Below are 18,039 nucleotides of genomic sequence, written 5' to 3'. Positions count from 1 at the left end.
AATGAAAAAATATCTGTTTATTACACTGATTTTAACTTTTTTAGGTGGTTGCGCATCTGTTACCACTCAATACTATCGTTTACCAGACTCAGGTTTACCCAAACAAGAAAAAAACACTCATTTGGTTGCATTAAAAGTTGCTATGCCTAACTTCCTTAATACCACTTCTATGGCGTATCAAACTGATGATGTCACTTTAAATTTTTCTCAACAAAACTTATGGGCAGACTCTCTTCAAAACAGCATTACGCAAAGTTTAATCAACAAATTAAACAAAAAAACAAATGTGCAAGAATATGTGATCAGTCAGGCACCCCTGAATAAAAATATTACCGTTGCGGTTAATCGTTTTTATGGCCGATATGATGGTCATGTAACAGTTAGTGGTTTTATACAAATGACTTCTGCTGAAGGAAAAATCCTTAAAAGCCAAAACTTTGATTTCTCTATTGCTCAAAAAGGTGATGGATATGCAGCAATGGTGCGCGCTTTAGACACAAGCCTAGATCAGCTAACTCAAACTATTTTGACTGAAATGAATGAATGATGGATCAAAAAAAACATATTTTATTGGGCGTTACTGGTGGTATCGCAGCATACAAAAGCTGTGAACTTGTCCGTTTATTAACGAAGGCAGGCCATAAAGTCACAACTGTAATGACGCATTCAGCCACGCAATTTATTCATCCCAATACATTCCAAGCACTCAGTAATCAGCCTGTTTATACTGAACTTTGGGCAGAACAATTAAGTAATGGTATGGCACATATTCAATTAACCAGAGAAGCAGACATTTTTCTCATTGCACCAGCGAGCACCAATACATTAGCCAAATTGGCAAATGGCATCTGTGATAATCTCATCACAAACCTTGCTTTAGCCAGAACATGTCCTTTAGCCGTTGCACCAGCAATGAATACACAAATGTGGTTATCTGCACCTAATCAACGAAATATTGAGCAACTCAAAAAAGATGGTGTGACTATTTTTGGCCCAGCACAAGGAGAACTTGCCTGCGGAGAAGTCGGTGCAGGCAGAATGCTTGAAGCAGAAGAACTATTTGAATTATTACCTGATCTTTGGACTGAGAAAAAACTATTAGACAAAAAAATAATGATTACCGCAGGCTCCACTTACGAAGCAATTGATCCAGTACGAGGCATCACCAATATTTCATCAGGAAAAATGGGGATTGCCCTAGCTAAAGCCTGTCGGAATGCAGGAGCCCAAGTGACTTTGGTTTTAGGGAAAACATCTGAAAAAGTACCTTTAAATATGAACAAAACCATTCATACCGAAAGTGCTGAATCAATGTTTCAAGCGGTCAAACAAGAAGTAACTCACTGCGATATTTTTATTTCGGTGGCAGCAGTGGCAGATTATAGAATCAAAAACAAAAGCCTTCAGAAAATCAAAAAAAATCATGATAAAGAGGTACCCATTCTAGAATTAGAACAAAATCAAGATATTCTTTCTTTTGTCTCTCACCTACCCAATCCACCATTCTGTGTCGGCTTTGCTGCAGAAAGTGAACACTTACTTGAAAATGCACGAAAAAAGAAAGCCAAAAAGGGGATACCCATGCTTATAGCCAATCTGGTGCAAACAGCCATGTCTTCTGAAAACAACCAAGTCATTATTTTAGATCAATCCGACTCTGAAACGATATTGCCCTTAATGCACAAGGATGATACAGCGAAGGTTATTATCAATCATCTTAGTCAATTAATTTAATTAAAGGAAAGTCATGAATAAAATAGAACTAAAAGTGTTAAACCCAATGGTAAAAGATTATTTACCTAATTATGCGACTACTGGTTCTGCTGGCTTAGACCTAAGGGCTGCAATCACACAAGCTGTTACAATCAAGCCAAGTGACACGATACTCATCAACACTGGGTTGGCTATTCATATTGCAGATCCATCATTAGCAGCAATGATTTTACCCCGCTCTGGCTTAGGTCATAAACATGGTATTGTATTGGGCAATTTAGTTGGCTTAATTGATTCTGATTACCAAGGAGAATTAATGGTCTCAGTATGGAATAGAAGCAATACGGAATTTACCATCGAACCATTAGACCGTATTGCGCAAATGATTATTGTTCCTGTCGTACAAGCACAATTTAATCTTGTAGAAGAATTTAATCAAAGTGACCGAGGTACAGGTGGTTTTGGCAGCACAGGAAAACAATAATAATAAAAGAACCTTAGAATATCACATGATTTATAAGGTTCTTACTTCAACACAATTGCGTCCTTTTTGCTTCACATCATATAAAGCGATATCGGCTTCTTGATAATGTAAACGTTCATTTACTGCATCTATTGTCGCCACACCCACACAGACGCCCACACTGATAGAAACAAACTTAATATGACTGCCTTCATGCTCAATCGCCAGATTTAACACACCTTTTCTAATTGCTTCTGCTCTATATCTTGCCTCAGTTTCATTGCTATTCGGAATAACAACAGCAAATTCTTCTCCACCTAAACGAGCCGCAATTTCACCCCGCCTACGTTGTTTATTTAATAGTTGACCAATTTTTCTTAAAACCTCATCACCTAAATCATGCCCATAGGTATCGTTATATTTTTTAAAAAAATCAAGATCAATCAAAATAAAACTAATTGGTTCTTTTTTTCGATAAGATTTCTGTGCAATTTGATTTAATGCCATTTCAAAAGAGTAACGATTAGACAAACCTGTCAGCGCATCGGTAAAGGCCATAAATTGAAAGCTGGTTGTTTGAACCAATGCTTTCCCCAAACCAATACCCAAAATACATAAAATCAAGCTAGTGATGGGAAACCATATTCTGCACCAAATAAACAAGATAAAAGTCACAACCAACAAGACTAAACAAAAGACAAAATAAACAGATAAACGATCTTTTTTAATAAAAGAAGCAATGAAAAATAATAGAGAAAAACTTAAAGCCGCAAAAATAAATTGAACGATTTTACTAGGTGCCAGAATTAAATCGTCATTCAAAAAAGCATTGGTTATATTAGCCAAAATCAACACACCCGATAAATCCCCAGCAAAAGCTTTACTTGGTGTCATCTGCCTATCTTGTAAACTGGCAGCAGTTGAGCCAACCAACACTATTTTATCCTGAAAATAATCCTCTGAAATTTCAGCTCTCAGCACTTGATCATAAGAAAATAAAGGAAATTGTGTTTCTCTATTGCTATATGGAATCAACCAACTAGCCTGATGGCTGACTTTAGCCAACCAGTCACGTAACCTATACGACTTTTTTTCAACACTAATCCCTCCCGCTTGCAAAATAGCTTCAGGAAAGCTTTTCTGATACAAATGTGCAGGATTGGTATTTTTTTGATCACTATTTTGCAGTCTTCTGACCACATTATCATTATCTGGGAAGAAATTAACGTAACCGACGGAACGCGCTGAGCGTACAAATAAGGGCAATAATTCGCCTGTTGAACTTTCTTCATTAGCGATGACAGGTAAAGCCACTTTACCATTTTTACTAATGGCTCGAGCAAAATATTCATCTGAATCTGGATACATAATATCTGGATCAGAAAACAAAATATCAATGCCAATTGCTTTTGTATTTTTTAAATGTTCCAATAAGTATGCGTGATAACGTCTAGGCCAAGACCATGGCCCTATTCGATTCAAACTATCCTGATCAATACCTATAATAACAATATCGTTATTTGGTTTTTCTTGGCTCGCGTGAGAAATAATAAAATCATAATATGCTGATTCTAATTTATTACCACCTTCTGGCACCATCTTCAACAATAGAACCCAGACAAAAACGCCTATAATCCATGGAAGAAGCTTCATTACTTTAGAACCATACCCTCTTGGTAAAAACATAAATCAATCACCAACTCACTAGCTGCACAGGCATTTTCAAAAGCACCTCACCATGTAATAAATAATTCACTTGAGCTTCATATTGCTGACCAGCTTGAACATCTTTTAACTGCCAAACAGGTTCTTTATTTACGTTATTATACACATTAACTGATTGCCCGTTTTTATCTTCTTTTGTTAAAACTAATTCATAAGTCACATCTTTATTATCAATAGAGAATGCTCGTAAAGTGATTTCTGACTTCCTTTTTAATGTGCCTACTTGTAATTTATTGACACCACTGAATACTCCTGTTTGTTTTTTCTTATCAACACCAGCAACCCGCCAGTACCATACCCCTGATTCTGGGACAGAAAACGCTATTTCTTTATCATTTACGTCTATTTTGTGTTGCAGGATATTCTCTTTAAAGTTTACATCTTTTGTGTATTCAACAACGTAAGCACTATATTCTTTCGATTTACCTAAGTGTAAATCAACTGTTTTACTAAAAATAGTATCGTTTACGCCAGGGCTAACAATTAAAGGAGGAAGAGGATTAACTTTCACCTGAAAGGGTACTTTTGTAGGAATACCCAATAAGCCAGATTCAGGAATACCCGACACATTAGCAACGTACTGGCCATTAACCATAATTGGAAAGATGACTTTATTATATTCAGTTTGATAACTACTGAGTAATTCTATTCTTCTGCCATCATACTTATATAGTTCTACTTGGTAACTTTTAGCATCTTTAATATTTTTCCAAGAAAACTGCGGCAGATTCCGAACAAACTCCTCTGGCGCCTTCTCAAAATCAGGAGCAACTAAAAGCTCTTCTTTGGTTAAATTAGAATGCCCCTTAACCAAAGAACCATACCCTTTTTCAAGCTCTATTTTATCTTTACCCGAAGAAACATCAACAACGCCTGAGTACACTGAAGTTCTGGTTTTACCTTCATCATCTACGCTAACATCCAACTCTGTCCCTTTAACCGCAGTAACAGCTGTTCTTGTTTGAATTTCATAGCGGTTATTCATTAAGGGAGGATGTTCAATATCGCCCTTAACACTGCCTTTTTCTAATTCAATTTTATTATGAGATGCGCCAGTAGTCGGATAATAGGTCTGTTGCCCTAAAACGATACTGGTATCATTACTTAAAATAAGATGCGAACCATCAGCAAAACGCAAAGTCGCTTGAGATTTTTTATCTGTTGTAATATGTGTGCCTGCAGGCAAGGTTAACCCGACACTAACATTTTGGGATTGGCCATTAACCTTTACCGTTACTTTACCTGAAAAGGAAGCAATACTTGCAGATGCAGCAATCTTCTTTCCCCACTGAAAGGGTACTTTTAAGATGGTATTTGGACGAATATTATATGGGTCTGCAATTTTATTTAATGTACGTAAACGCAAGGCATATGCTGGGCTAATTAAATGCCTTTCTGAAAAAGACCATAAATTATCCCCTTCCCGAACGCGATACTCCCAATAAGCAGTGTCAGCGGCTCCAATTGCTCCAGAAAACAAAGCAATTCCTAAAAAAACCAAGACTTTTCGACATAGATTTTTCATAAAATTATCCTGACACTCTAAAAACATGTTCATCCACTATTAGAAACAATAACTTTGAGCTGAGTATCATTTTATCATGCATAGCAATACAATTAAATATATTATTTTAATAATACGCCTTAACTATTAAGGCCATTTTTATTATATATAATATAATACTTTAACATACACTCTGTTGTATATAAATTTATTACAAAATGTAAGTTAATTTACACACCAATCACACATCTGGCCTGCATTCATAGGAATAAGCCAATCATCAGCAAACTGGATTCTTTGTGCTATTTGTTGTTTGTTTCTTATTAATGTTATTTTTGAACGATTAATCGGCAATTTATAAAACTGAGCACCATTCACACTGGTGAAAGCTTCTAACTTATCTAAAGCGCCCATTTGCTCAAAAGCTTGCGCATAAAACTCTACAGCAGCATGTGCACTGAATACACCTGCACACCCACAAGCATTTTCTTTAGCATGCTGAGCGTGAGGAGCACTGTCTGTTCCCATAAAAAAACGAGCAGCATAATCTCCTGTCACTGCTTTTAATAAAGCAAACTGATGCTTCGCTCTTTTTAATACAGGTAAACAATAAAAATGCGGTTTAATGCCACCAACCAGCATATCATTTCGATTAAACAATAAATGCTGTGGTGTCACAGTTGCCGCAATTTGCGAAGAAGAGGAAGCCACAAATTGAGCCGCTTGTTCTGTGGTAATGTGCTCAAAAACAATTCTTAATTCAGGTAAATGCTTGATCAAAGGTTGTAATATTTGATCAATAAAAACAGCTTCCCGATCAAAAATATCAACACTCTCATCGGTTACTTCTCCATGTACCAATAAAGACATATCCTCTTGTACCATTTTTTCCAGAACAGGCATTAATTTAAATAAATCAGTTACACCTGAGTCAGAGTTAGTGGTTGCACCCGCAGGGTAAAGCTTAAATGCAACAACACCAGCATGTTTTGCCTCAGCAACCATAGCTGGCGTTGTTTTATCAGTTAGATATAAGGTCATTAACGGTTCAAAGCTACTTCCTTGTGGCCTTGCATTTAAAATTCTTTGTTTATACGCCAATGCATCTGCAACACAAACAACTGGCGGTTTTAAATTAGGCATAATGACAGCTCTAGCCACTTGTTTTGCACTATAAGGTAAAACCGAAACCAATGCTGCACCATCTCTTAAGTGTAAATGCATGTCATCTGGTTGTATGATTTCTATTTTTTCCATAATTAATCGTCTTTTCTTTTCACCAGAATTCGAAAGGTTACTTCGTTGGCATCAGGTTGCTCACACATCAGTAACTGATGACCAGTATGATGGCAAAAAGCTTTAAAATCATCACAAACGTTCTTATCCGTTGCCCAAACTTCCAATGTTTGCCCACCTTGCATTGTTGCCAATGTTTTTTTAGCTTTTAACATGGGTAAAGGGCAATTGAGTCCTTTCACATCCAAACTCATATCTATAGTCATCATTTTTTACCTAAAGTTCACTACCACCTACAGTTAAACCACCGTCAATTCTCAATGTTGGCTGTCCAACACCAACAGGTACACTTTGCCCTTCTTTACCACACACACCAATACCGCTGTCTAAAGCCAAATCATGACCAATCATGCTGACATAGTTTAACACATCAGGTCCATCACCTATTAATGTAGCACCTTTAATAGGATAGACTAACTTTCCATTTTCAATTTTCCACGCTTCTGAAGCACTAAAAACAAATTTTCCATTGGTAATATCTACTTGACCTCCACCAAAATTGCTGGCGAAAATACCATCTTTTACTGAGGCAATAATCTCAGCTGGCTCATACTGTCCATTTTCCATATAAGTATTGGTCATTCTTGGCATAGTCGTGCATGCATAACTCTCACGTCGCCCATTTCCAGTAGACACAGAGCCCATTAATCGAGCATTCATTTCATCTTGTAAATAGCCAACAAGAACACCATCTTCAATTAATGTTGTCGCTTGTGTTAAATTTCCCTCATCATCTACTGTTAAAGAGCCTCTTCTATTGGCAATACTACCGTTATCAACAATCGTAACCCCTTTGGCTGCAACTCTTTGTCCCATTTTTTTACTAAAAGCGGATGTACCTTTTCGGTTAAAATCTCCTTCTAAACCATGGCCAATAGCTTCATGTAATAGAACACCAGGCCAACCATTACCAAGAACAACTGTCATTTGCCCTGCTGGTGCTGGCTTTGCTTCTAAATTCGTTAAAGCTTGCTGCACAATTTTATGCACTTGATGCTCAACTTTCTCATCATCAAAATAATCAAGTGTGTATCGCCCGCCTATCCCACCTGAAGCTTGTTCTTTCTTACCATTTTGACTAACAATGACATGAATGGATAAATGAATTAGAGGGCGAATATCAGCAGCTCTTTTTCCATCTAAACGGGCAATAAACACTGTATCATATTCACAAGTTAAACCAGCCATAACCTGAATCACTCGGCTGTCTTGTGCTTTAGCTTGTTGCTCTATTTTGTGCAATAATTGAATTTTATCAATGGCTTCTTTACTATTAATTGGGTTATCCAAAGTAAAAAGAGGCTTACGATTAATGGGTTTTGTAATTGCGGCTTCAAAAGGCGTACCTGTGCTGCCTATAGCACGGACATGTGTTGCAGCCTGAATTAAACTTTGCTCACTAATTTGATCAGAATAAGCCAAAGCCGTTTTATCTGCACTAACAGCCCGAACACCTACCCCTTGAGCGATATTAAAACTGCCTGACTTAACGATACCTTCTTCTAAAAACCACGTTTCATACAAACTATGCTGGAAATATAAATCTGCATAATCAATACTATGTCGTGCTATATGAGCAAATGTTTTATTGAGTACACTATCTGAAATTTGATTTTGCTCTAATAATAGTTTTTGAGCCTGTTGATAAGATTGTTCAGACATTGATTAACTTTCTGGAAAAATCCATTATATTTTAAAAACTTGGTTTTCTAATGCAGGCAAATGTCGGCGGATGCTGTTTAAATAACCAAAATCAAGCATACCCTGTACAATACCTTCACCTTCTTCTAATGCATCAAGAATCTCCCCCCAAGGGGAAATCAAGACACTGTGTCCAAAAGTACGCCGACCGTTCTCATGTACTCCACCTTGATTACTTGCCAGTAAATAGCTTTGACTTTCTATTGCTCTTGCCGTTAATAATGTCAACCAATGAGCTTTACCTGTTGTATAAGTGAATGCAGCAGGCAATAAGATCAAGTCAAAATTTTGCTGCATTCTAAATAATTCAGGAAACCGCAAATCATAACAAATTGCTTGGGCTATATTGATAAAAGGAAGTATTAATTTACTTATTGAGCCTCCTGCCAAAATGGTATCAGCCTCAGAAAAAGATTCCCCCGCACCTTTATAGCTAAATAAGTGTATTTTATCATAACGACCAACACATTGACCTTGAGGGTCAAAGGTTAACATACTGTTGTAGACTTTTTTGGGGTTTGGACTGACTAATGGAATGGTGCCACCGACTAAATAAACTTGACATTCTTTTGCCAAATGGCTCATGACTGTTTGCAGTACACCATTTTGGTAAGTCTCGGCAATCGCCAATTTATCTACATCCTTAGCACCCATAAATGCCCAAAATTCGGGTAACAAAACAATTTTTGCACCTTTTTTGGCTGTATCCTGAACCAAACGGGTCATCGTTTGTATATTTTGTGACACATCAGAGCCAGAAATCATTTGTACTGCAGCTAAATGTACTTTTTCCATGAAACGCCCCATTTATTTCAAAAACCTCACAAAATTAAACAGTAATAATATCTTCATCACTGGTTTTTCTTTTATCATCATACTATTTTCTTTTTAGATTTTAGCTATAAGAAACAGAAATTTTAGCTATACAATCAGAATCTCCATATTTAACCCAACTTAATACTGTTTGACTTTAGGATCTTGCCATGCTCCTGAAATACGATAACGACGTGTTAAAACACCACTTTTAGGCAATGATGCAATTTCTTCTTCAGTCAACTCTTCTTTTTGTTCTTGCGGTAAATTATTTTGTGTATTTAAAATACTGTCTACTATCCCATAGGTTAAATTTGAGGTCACAGACAAATCCAATGCCATATTTTGTTTCTGTAAATTGAGGTTGCCAACCATTTTCCCTGTTAGCCCTGCAGCTTCTATCTTTAAATCACTGGTATTCAAAACTCCTTGTTCAATTACCCCTGTTGCTTTAATTGTTTCAAATGTAAACCCTGGCAAGAACACATCTGAAAAATTAAGCATCATTCGTTTTCTTAACATACCCAAATCAAATAAACCCAATACACGCCCAAACCCAGGCTGCACATTACTGAACCGTCCATTTTTCATCAACACATCAAGCTCACCCTGTAAATTTGCGAGAGAAAGCTGTTCAATCTTCGATAAACGTAAGTTTGCATTTATGGTGGCTTTTGTGCCCAATAATTGTTTGGTCAAATCCTGTGAACTTAACCAACCACCAAAATCCGAACTTTCTAGCTTAAACTGTCCTGAAGCTGATGCTTGAGAGCATATTTGAGCGACAGATGAAAGTGCAACATGGCCTGTTATGGTCGTTTTAGGATGTTTGAGCAAAAGATCTGTGATCTGGTAACGGGTACGATCCGTATGTTTTCCATAAAAACTTAAAACTCCATAATCTTGTTGATTAATATAAAGATGATCTACCAACACATTCATATTAGGTATATTTTCAAGATTAAAACAACTTGTCTCTTGTATGTGTGTAGCTGAATTTCCTTGATTTGTTTTTTTGATTGTCCAATTCAATTTACTTAAATGAACATCCAATAGCTGATTTTTTTGCTGTAAATTTAAGTTAGCCTGCCCAGAAACAAGATCTGACTGTATTTTTACTTTTAAAAACCGATTTGGTTCTAAAGAGCCATTTAGTAGTGCTTTTTTCAAAGTAAAATCATTTAATTTTATTTCATTGGCTTTTAAATCAAAAGATAATGGTGTACTACTATTACTATTCGTTTTATGATGAGAAAAACGTTTATCTTGAGTTTGAATAATGGCTAGCCATTGACCTAAATTAATTTCATTTTGTCTGGCAATCAGTTGTATGCCTTTTTTATTTAGAGATGGTTTGGTTTGAGTACCAACCAAAATAGCGGCAGAAGCTAGCCCCTTTTGATTTAAATGAGCCACAAAAGCATTATTGGCACCAAATTTTGTATTTAACAACCAACCTTCATTTTGTTGAGGATCTAATGTCAAGCTTAAGGGTTTTAACTCTTCTGGAGCAATAGGTAAATCAAAAGTGGTACCATTTAAATCTGACTTAAGGTTAAGTTGATGAAACCCTTTTTTATTGCCCAACAAAAAGCTGGCCTGATAATTTGAGTTGCCTTTTGCCACATGAGGGGCTTCTGGCCAATAAAAAGACAATAATGCTTGTGTATCAATATTTCCCTTTAGAGAAAATTCTGTTGCCCTACTTGATGTAATTTTAGTTGTTAAGAATACCTGCCCACCAAACGCATGTGCTTTCAAGCCTTCACTTTTAGCCCCTGTTTCCGTGAAAGTAATGACACCATTAACACTTGATAATTTTGGAATAGACTGATTTTTATTAAAGCTAATGGTATTGTTGAATAATTTTAAACTAGCAGCCGCTTCGGTATCTTTCACATGCTGTAAGGGCATATGTAGTTTAAGATTCATGCCTGCATTACCCTGCCCTTGTACTTGTTCAATAAAGCCTTTCGTCCATTTGACAATGGGGGTTTTCCGAGAAAAAGCCAAAAACTGTGTCAAAGAGCCATTAATCTGACCATCTATATCCATCCACATATGATCTTTGTCTTTTAGATTATGGATAATAGCAGTTGTGTCACTGAGCATTAATCCTTCAGCTGTCCCACTTTTACCATGAATCGTTAGACGCTCATTAGAAAAATGAATTTGACCAACCATTTTATGAATACTAGGCCAAACAGGCGAAAACAAAAGGTTTAATTGATCAATATCGGCTTTAGCTGAAAAACTACCTCCTTGTCCATCAACAAATGGGAACAATTTAGGGTTGCCTTTTATAGATGCATCTACATTATTCAGTTGCCCTGATACAAATGCTTCCGTTAACCATTCCTTTGAACGAGGCTTAGTAAAAACAGGCAAAAAATCACGTATATTTTGTGCATTAACTTGATCTGCCTTAACCTGTAAATCAAGTTGATCAACTTGCTCTTCTTGTGCTTTTACGGTAACACCTAAATCCTGAGCTTGTTTTTTTAAATAATGTGTATAAGAGCCAGAAACACTTAGGTTTTTAATGGCATTATTTTGCGCTGTTAACTCTTTAACTGTAACAATAATATGCTCTTGCGTTTTTTCAATATCTAATTTTGCTTGTAATTTTTGAAGGATGAAAGGTTTGTTATAGGCGTTTTTAATCTCTAGTTTAGCTTCATCACTTTGCAGCTCAATAGAACCTTTCTCTTTATCTAAGCGAATGACCCCTGAAATTTGATCAATACCTGGGATATTTTCAACACTTTGCCAGCTTAACCCTGTAAAACCAGAGGATAATTGAATATTATGTGGTTTAGAAAGGTCGCCTTGCCATTTTGCTGTTAAATCATGCACTACACCACGAATATTTAACTCACGAACAATTGGGTTTTGATGAGCACCAATTAGCCTTAAAATAGGATTCAACGAGGTTAAATTAATTTTATCCATTTCAAGCGAGCCAAAGCCCTGCTCACCCAATTGAATGTCACCTAATAAATGGCCGTTTTGTAGGCTTTTTCCTGCTTCTGTTTCTAACACAACATCCTCAACACCAAATTGATAGTGTTGTTTGGCTTTTTTTTCAATAAATGCTTTTGCACTTAATTTAGGGAAATAAATCTGGTTATTCTGATAATCTGTAATATGAATATTATTAAAATTCATATTAAATGAAAGTTTATCTAACGTGCCTTCAGAAAAAGAAATATGCCCAAGTGCAGCCCCTTCAACATTGGCTTGTTTAAATAATGAGCCAAGATATCGGGAAAAATCTGATTGACTCTGGCTGAACACACCAATATCTACAATACCTTGCCAATTGTGCCATTGATCAACATCATCCCCTTGCCATGCTGCCGACAAATTAAAGCTTTTACCCACATCAAATAATGAACCATCTAAATTAAGCTCATTGCGAAAAAAACGATGCTTATAATTTAAATTACCTTCATTTAAAATCAATTTGGGCCATGATTGAAACTGGTCCTCGAAACTAATATGTGTTTTACTGATACGAATATGTTTTTGCTGCAACAACAGATTAAATATCTTATTACTATTTGTGCTTTTTCTGTTGTCTTTCTTTGACAATAAAACACCATTTAACAACCATTCATTATTTTTATTGCGGACAATATCCAATTTAGGGCTTTGAATCTGAATATATGAAAAACGAGGGCTTAAAGTAAATAAAGACCACCATGATGGTTGTGCGATGATTTCTTGCAGTAATAATGGCGGGTTTTTAGGGTCTTCATCTTCAATTTTGATCCCCTTTAAATGAAACTCAGGCACCAAAATACGCCAAAATCCTTGTATACTGTCTATGGTAAGAATACTACCAGTTTGTTCTTGAAATTGATGTTGAATCTCCTGTTTATATGATTCTAAACGAGGTTGTACATAAAATTGAAATAATGCAAAAGCGCTGCCCCATAACAACAGTAAACAAAATACTGTTATCATTAGCAGACGCTTAAACCATATATGTTTAAATATTTTTAGGTTTTGATACAAAAAAGAGAGACGCTTTTCTTTATTCACACAACTGATCACATAAAGCCAGATTAAAAATGGATTATATTAACTTATGCACAACACAATAAATGTATTTTACCTAAGTTTACTAAAACTAATTTCATATAATCCTCTTTAAGTGTTGGGAACACATTATTATGCCAGTAAATAGACTAGCTGACTTGGAAAATGCATTAAATTTTTCACATTATTTGCAAAGAACACTCACTGCTCAACCGGACTTTACAACAAAGTTATCTCTTAGCTTATCCAGACATTTGACAACAGAGGATTTTGAGCAATCATGTTTATGGGCTAACTTAAATGAAGAAGAGCTAAAAAAAGAGCTGCGTATTCTGCGCCAATATGTGTTTAGCCATATTTTAATCAGAGATCTAAACCAACAGGCTAATTTATTTGAAGTCACACAAACCATCAGTCTTTTTGCTGATTTTGCTGTAAATACAGCACTTAATTTTGCCCAACAACAATATGAAAAACAATATGGACAACCCATAGGTGAAGACAGTCATACACCGCAAAGTCTAACAGTCATTGCAATGGGTAAATTAGGCGGTTTTGAATTGAATGTATCCAGTGATATTGATTTGATTTTCACCTACCCAGAATCGGGTCAAACCAATGGCGAAAAAACAATAACAAACCACGAATTTTTCCTAAAAGTTGGGCAAAAATTAATTGCCCTTTTAGATGACATTACGTCAGATGGACAGGTTTTTCGAGTAGATATGCGTCTTCGCCCTAATGGAGACTCTGGCCCCTTAGTCATCAGTGAAACGGGATTAGAACAATATCTCATCAGTCAAGGACGCGAATGGGAACGTTATGCATGGATTAAAGCACGCGTAATTACAAGAGGTACACATAATATCACTGAACTTGTACGCCCTTTTGTTTATCGAAAATATTTAGACTTTAATGCTTATGAAGCCATGCGAGATTTGCATCAACAAATTAGATTAGAAGTCACCCGAAAAAACAAAGAAAATAATATCAAACTAGGTTCAGGTGGAATAAGAGAAGCTGAGTTTGTTACCCAAATATTCCAATTAATTTGGGGAGGAAAAAACAAATCGTTGCAACTACGTGGAACACAAGAAACACTACAAGAGTTGGCACGCTTGCATTATTTAACAGAAGATCAAAAAAATAGCTTATTGACTGCTTATCAATTCTTACGCCATTTAGAACACCGTTTACAATATTTTGATGATCAACAAACCCAGACATTACCAACCCAAACAGAACATCAAGAAAAAATTGCTCATAGCATGGGTTTTGAAAGCTATGAACAATTTTTAAACACGTTATCGATACACCAAAACATTATCAAAACTGCTTTTGATGCCACTTTATCACAAAATAAGACATCAGAAGACACACATCCACTCAATACACTTTGGACAGACACAGAAGATACCCCATTAACCATCAACACATTAAACCAACTTGGATTTGATGGTGTACAAATACAATTACGTTTAAAAAGCTTAAAACAAAGCAGCAAATATATTCATTTATCGACACATGCTCAAACACTATTTGATAAACTCATTCCACTGATCTTACAAACCACCAGTAAGTCTGATCATGCTAATACGGCATTGATTCGCTTTTTGGATTTTTTAGAGAACATCAGCCGTCGCTCCTCTTATTTGGCACTTTTGTGTGAACATCCAGAAACATTGGCACCATTAACCAATATTTTTGCCGCCAGTAGCTGGGTGAGTAATTATTTAATGCGCCACCCAATTTTATTAGATGAATTACTTGATATTCGCCTGATACAACAAAAACCTGATTGGGTAGAACTGGCAAAAGAGTTAAAAGAAACACTCAACGCTCACCCTAAAGGTGATGTTGAGGCAAAAATGGATACACTCCGTCATTTTCAACATGCCCAAGTATTTAAATTAGCGGTGCAAGATTTAAATAATGCGTGGCAATTGGAATTTTTATCTGATGAATTAAGTTTATTGGCAACCACCATTATTCAAGCTGCTTTTGAACAAGTCTGGAAAGGGTTAAAAAACAAGCATTGTGAAGAACCCAAACTGGCTATAATTGCTTATGGCAAATTAGGTGGTAAAGAAATGAGCTATGCCTCTGATCTTGACTTGGTCTTTATTTATGATGACCCCCACCCAGATGCAGTAGAAACGTATACGCGTTTTACCCGACGTTTAAATACATGGTTATCAAGCACCAGTGGCGCAGGCAATCTTTATTCTGTTGATCTTCGCTTGCGGCCAAATGGTGATGCTGGACTCATGGTATCTTCTTTAGAGTCATTTACTTACTATCAAAAAAATGAAGCATGGGTGTGGGAACATCAGGCATTGACTCGAGCTCGCTTTATTTGTGGAGATGAAAATATAGGTATTGCATTTGAAGAGTTAAGAAAAAATATCCTGACTTCGCCTAAAGATACAGAACATCTACATGATGAAATACTGATCATGAGAGACAGAATTACGGAAACACACCCACCGCAATTAACCAATGTAAAATACGCCAGAGGAGGTGTTGTCGATGTCGAATTTTTGGTGCAGTATCTGATTTTAAAACATGCGGCAACGCACCCTATTTTAACGCAAAATTATGGCAATATTGCTTTACTTGCCATGGCTGCTGGCTGTGGATTAATTGAGTCGGATCTTGCCGAGCAAACCCGTATTGCTTATCGTGCTTATCGCAAAATTCAACACACCGCAAACTTGCGGGATATTCGCCTTGAAACAGTCAACGATGATTTACTGGCACAATATGCTGTGGTAAAAAAACTCTGGCAACAGGTTTTTCATCAAGAAATTTAAACAAATAAGCCAGCAATTAAGCTGGCTTATTTCATATCGAATACATTTAAATTTCTATTTGCGTACCCAATTCTACCACTCGGTTTGCTGGAATCTGAAAAAAGTCTGTACTTCGAGCACTATTTTTATTCAACCATAAAAATATTGCGCCTCTTAAACCATTCATGTGTTTATAGCTGGAAGCAGATGAAATACTTTCATACGATAAAAAGAATGATGTATCCATGAGGTCAAAAGATAAACCCTTCATTTGTGATAATTTTAAAATATCTTTAATATCAGGTATTTCTTGATAACCATAGTACACATCTAATCGATAAAAATGTTCTGATAATCGCTCTAAAGACAAACGTTGTTCACTGTCTACAAATGCTTCATCCTGAGTATGAACGGTTAAAAAAGCCACTCTTTCATGCAGTATTTTATTGTGTTTTAAATTATGAAGTAATGCTGGCGGCACACTATCAGGCTCTGAATTTAAAAATATGGCAGAACCATTGACTATTTGCGGCGGGAAAGCTTCTAAATTGGCAATAAAGTCTTGTAGTTTTATGGTTTTTTCTACCATTTGCTGATTCATTATTTTGCGTCCCTTCATCCATGTTAAGAACATAAACAAAATACTGACAGCAATTAAAACGGGCAACCATCCCCCATGCGCCAACTTCAATAAATTAGCGATAAACAAAACTAAGTCAAAGCATAAAAACAACCCAGTCAAACTGGCCGCAACCCATACGGGCCAACGCCAATTTTTGACCATGACCACAAAAAACAATAAAGATGTAATCACCATTGTCGCAGTGACAGCAATACCATAAGCCGCGGCTAGATTGGTAGAGGATTTAAACAAACCAATCACCAATAACACCGCAAACAATAAAGACCAATTGACTGTTGGTACATAAATTTGCCCAATTTCCTCTGCACTGGTATGGACAATTTTCATGCGTGGAGAAAAACTTAACTGTATCAACTGTCGAGTAATAGAGTAGGCACCAGAAATAACTGCCTGACTAGCGATAACGGTTGCAATGGTGGCTAAAATAATCAGCGGCAACAAACCCCAACTTGGCGCCAACAGAAAAAATGGGTTTTTAATACTCTCAGGATTGCTCAATAACAAAGCACCCTGACCAAAATAATTGAGGCACAAACTGGGTAATATCAAGGAAAACCACGCAAAACGAATAGGTTTTTTACCAAAGTGCCCCATATCTGCATACAAAGCCTCAGCACCTGTTAAAGCCAAAACAACGGCTCCCAGCCCTAAAAATACGCTCCAACCATGATTAGCAATAAAAGCAACGGCATAATAAGGATTAATGGCCATAAATACTGTTGGATTCTCAATAATATGAATTCCCCCCAGCAAAGCAAGGCAGATAAACCAAACAACCATGATAGGGCCGAATAACGTACCTACACTTTGTGTGCCAAAGCGCTGTACCAAAAACAAAACAAATAATACAGACATGGCAATTGGTATGATAAAAGGCTCAAAACTGCTATTTAATACAGCCAGCCCTTCAGCAGCAGATAAAACGGAGACCGCGGGTGTAATAATGGCATCACCGTAAAATAGCGCGGCACCAATTAATCCGAGCATCATGACAATCCAAGAAGCTTTCCCACGCAAGAAACGCCTCGCTTCTTGCATAAGCACCACAATACCACCCTCACCTTTATTATCAGCTTGCATTACAAAAATAACATATTTAAGTGTTACAACCAGTAAAATAGCCCAAAAAATCAGGGATAAAAAACCATAAACATTACCTTGAGTCACATCCAAATGCTCTGCTTCAAAACATTCTCTTAATGTATAAAGAGGGCTTGTTCCAATATCACCATACACAACCCCAATGGCAGCGATGGTCAGCGCACGCAACGAATTATTATTTGTCGCGGCATTACTATTATTATTCATACACCTAGACCTAATACAAATATACAATCAAATTTAA

Annotated in this window: 12 protein-coding genes; 4 read left to right on the top strand and 8 right to left on the bottom strand. The window is 36.5% G+C overall.

Annotation, left to right across the window (positions count from 1 at the left end):
* Nucleotide 1 precedes the first annotated feature (1 nt).
* The 3 genes from AADH04_RS13600 to dut are packed head-to-tail and all read left to right on the top strand — an operon-like array spanning nt 2 to nt 2,197.
* The gene (locus AADH04_RS13600; protein ID WP_434777813.1) at nt 2-547 is read left to right on the top strand and encodes a PqiC family protein; all 546 of its coding nucleotides are present in this window, start codon (nt 2-4) and stop codon (nt 545-547) included.
* Entirely contained in the window at nt 544-1,734 is a 1,191-nt protein-coding gene (coaBC, locus tag AADH04_RS13595) for a bifunctional phosphopantothenoylcysteine decarboxylase/phosphopantothenate--cysteine ligase CoaBC (protein WP_434777812.1), read from the top strand. Before AADH04_RS13600 ends, coaBC begins: the two co-directional genes overlap by 4 nt.
* 13 nt (nt 1,735-1,747) lie before the next feature.
* Nucleotides 1,748-2,197: a dUTP diphosphatase gene (gene dut / locus AADH04_RS13590; RefSeq protein ID WP_434777811.1), complete on the top strand. Its 450-nt coding sequence runs from the start codon at nt 1,748-1,750 to the stop codon at nt 2,195-2,197.
* 30 nt (nt 2,198-2,227) lie between these two features.
* Here dut and AADH04_RS13585 read toward each other — a convergent pair whose 3' ends face one another.
* From AADH04_RS13585 to AADH04_RS13555, 7 genes are all read right to left on the bottom strand, one after another.
* Complete coding sequence (locus tag AADH04_RS13585) at nt 2,228-3,862, bottom strand: CHASE2 domain-containing protein (RefSeq protein ID WP_434777810.1); 1,635 nt, start codon at nt 3,860-3,862, stop codon at nt 2,228-2,230.
* Between the two features lie 7 nt (nt 3,863-3,869).
* A complete protein-coding gene (locus tag AADH04_RS13580) occupies nt 3,870-5,426 on the bottom strand; it encodes a FecR domain-containing protein (RefSeq protein ID WP_434777809.1) in 1,557 nt (518 codons plus the stop codon).
* A gap of 204 nt (nt 5,427-5,630) precedes the next feature.
* Nucleotides 5,631-6,662 (bottom strand): dihydroorotase, encoded by a 1,032-nt coding sequence (gene pyrC / locus AADH04_RS13575; protein WP_434777808.1) that lies wholly within the window; start codon nt 6,660-6,662, stop codon nt 5,631-5,633.
* 2 nt (nt 6,663-6,664) lie between these two features.
* Complete coding sequence (locus AADH04_RS13570) at nt 6,665-6,910, bottom strand: sulfurtransferase TusA family protein (RefSeq protein ID WP_434777807.1); 246 nt, start codon at nt 6,908-6,910, stop codon at nt 6,665-6,667.
* 7 nt (nt 6,911-6,917) lie between these two features.
* Nucleotides 6,918-8,363 (bottom strand): metalloprotease TldD, encoded by a 1,446-nt coding sequence (gene tldD, locus AADH04_RS13565; RefSeq protein WP_434777806.1) that lies wholly within the window; start codon nt 8,361-8,363, stop codon nt 6,918-6,920.
* Between the two features lie 24 nt (nt 8,364-8,387).
* On the bottom strand, nt 8,388-9,197 hold the full coding sequence (locus AADH04_RS13560; RefSeq protein ID WP_434777805.1) for a carbon-nitrogen hydrolase family protein: 810 nt from the start codon (nt 9,195-9,197) through the stop codon (nt 8,388-8,390).
* Between the two features lie 159 nt (nt 9,198-9,356).
* The gene (locus AADH04_RS13555; RefSeq protein ID WP_434777804.1) at nt 9,357-13,184 is read right to left on the bottom strand and encodes a YhdP family protein; all 3,828 of its coding nucleotides are present in this window, start codon (nt 13,182-13,184) and stop codon (nt 9,357-9,359) included.
* A gap of 209 nt (nt 13,185-13,393) precedes the next feature.
* Here AADH04_RS13555 and glnE point away from each other — a divergent pair, with 209 nt between their 5' ends.
* Entirely contained in the window at nt 13,394-16,072 is a 2,679-nt protein-coding gene (glnE, locus tag AADH04_RS13550) for a bifunctional [glutamate--ammonia ligase]-adenylyl-L-tyrosine phosphorylase/[glutamate--ammonia-ligase] adenylyltransferase (RefSeq protein ID WP_434777803.1), read from the top strand.
* 46 nt (nt 16,073-16,118) lie between these two features.
* On the opposite strand, the gene AADH04_RS13545 is transcribed toward glnE, so the two are convergent.
* The gene (locus AADH04_RS13545; RefSeq protein ID WP_434777802.1) at nt 16,119-18,002 is read right to left on the bottom strand and encodes a potassium transporter Kup; all 1,884 of its coding nucleotides are present in this window, start codon (nt 18,000-18,002) and stop codon (nt 16,119-16,121) included.
* Nucleotides 18,003-18,039: the final 37 nt, after the last annotated feature.

It is taken from the genome of Neisseria sp. Ec49-e6-T10 (assembly GCF_051132615.1).
Lineage (GTDB): Bacteria > Pseudomonadota > Gammaproteobacteria > Burkholderiales > Neisseriaceae.
The sequence above is the reverse complement of the archived record's forward strand: the minus strand, read 5'-3'. Positions and strand labels throughout refer to the sequence as shown.